Here is a 1,369-nt window from a genome sequence, read left to right as displayed (position 1 = left end):
ATGATGTGCTTGGCGGTGTAGGTGCCCTCGCCCTTGACGCCTTTCGGCACCGGCGGCTGCGGCTCCATCGGCTTCTTGGCCGTCTTGGACACGACGATTTCGCCCGGCTTCGAAAGCTTGGCCTCGCCCCAGATGACGTCGACCTTGTTCTTCTTCATCAGGAAGGCAACGCCGCCATTCAACCGCAGCGAGACCTTTCGCGAGCGATCGACCACGGCCGCTGTATCGACGCTGACTTTGCCGTCGAGCTTCAACCCGTAATCCTTCAGGTGATCCGAATAGTGCATGATCTCGGCCGAGCGCAGCAGCGCCTTGGTCGGGATGCAGCCCCAGTTAAGGCAAATGCCGCCGAGATGCTCGCGCTCGACGATCGCCGTCTTGAAGCCGAGTTGCGCGGAACGCACCGCGGTGACATAGCCGCCAGGGCCGGAGCCGATGATGATGACGTCGTAGGATTCAGACATTTTATGGTCCTTATTGAAGCGAGGCTTCACCGAAAGAAGGTTTTGGTATCGACCATGGCTCTTGCTTCAGCATTGGAGGCCTGAAAGCGGGCTCATGCATCAATACCGAAAGGGCATCGGAAACCCAGAGCCCTAGAAGCGCGTAGCCTGCAAGAAGCCGACTTCGGCGGCCTTGCCAATGCACAGCCAACCAGATGCCGATGATCAGAAATGCATCGACTATCATGTCGCTAACATCACACGCACCAGCGGCGCCAGCGCCTTGCCGATGTTTCGCGTGTTTTCGGCGTCGAGATGGACGCCGTCGAGAGGGGTGGTTTGCGCCACGCTGCCGGCGTCGAAGAAGCCACAGCCGGCTTCGTCGGCGAGCGCGGCATATTGCGGTGCCAAAAACTTCGAGGCGTCATCGCCACCGGCGAACATTTCCTTGAAGTCGGCATTTTCGGTGCGGCTGACGACAGGCGGCGAGACGATCAGTATCTGCGGCGCGGGCCAGTCGAACGGATAGTCGTGACCGCGCACGATGTCGATCAGCCGCTGAATGCCCTGCTTGGCCGCGACGGGATTGCCGTGGATCCACGGCTTCATGTCGTTGGCGCCGAGCATGATGGCAATCAGGTCGATCGGCGCATGGGTCGTCAGGACGGTTGGCAGCAGTTTTGCACCGTTGCGGTCCGCACCGGCCAGATGATCGTCGAAGGCCGTGGTGCGGCCGTTGAGGCCATCGGCAATCACTTGCACGCCGGCGCCTAACGCTGCCTGCAGCACGCTCGGCCAGCGGTCTTCCAGCGCATGGCGGCCACCTTCGGCATTGTAGCCCCAGGTTAGCGAGTCGCCGTAGCAAAGAACCGTCTTCATGCGCCCACCTGTGCGTTAATCGAGCCGCGCCTCAACCGCCAGCGCAC

Annotated in this window: 2 protein-coding genes; both read right to left on the bottom strand. The window is 61.3% G+C overall.

Annotated features, from left to right (window positions below):
• Nucleotides 1-464 (bottom strand): FAD-dependent oxidoreductase (locus tag EN749_RS35820; RefSeq protein ID WP_128364937.1); only part of this gene is annotated, 464 nt, incomplete at its 3' end.
• 222 nt (nt 465-686) lie between these two features.
• A complete protein-coding gene (locus EN749_RS35815; RefSeq protein WP_127810318.1) occupies nt 687-1,322 on the bottom strand; it encodes an SGNH/GDSL hydrolase family protein in 636 nt (211 codons plus the stop codon).
• Nucleotides 1,323-1,369: the final 47 nt, after the last annotated feature.

Source organism: Mesorhizobium sp. M7A.F.Ca.ET.027.02.1.1 (assembly GCF_004022985.1).
GTDB lineage: Bacteria > Pseudomonadota > Alphaproteobacteria > Rhizobiales > Rhizobiaceae > Mesorhizobium.
Note: the sequence above shows the minus strand (reverse complement) of the source record. Positions and strands in the feature narration are given on the sequence as shown.

What these genes read in the sequence shown, in the direction of transcription:
- EN749_RS35815 (WP_127810318.1), bottom strand. Translation starts at nt 1,322, where the DNA reads ATGAAGACGGTTCTTTGCTACGGCGACTCGCTAACCTGGGGCTACAAT.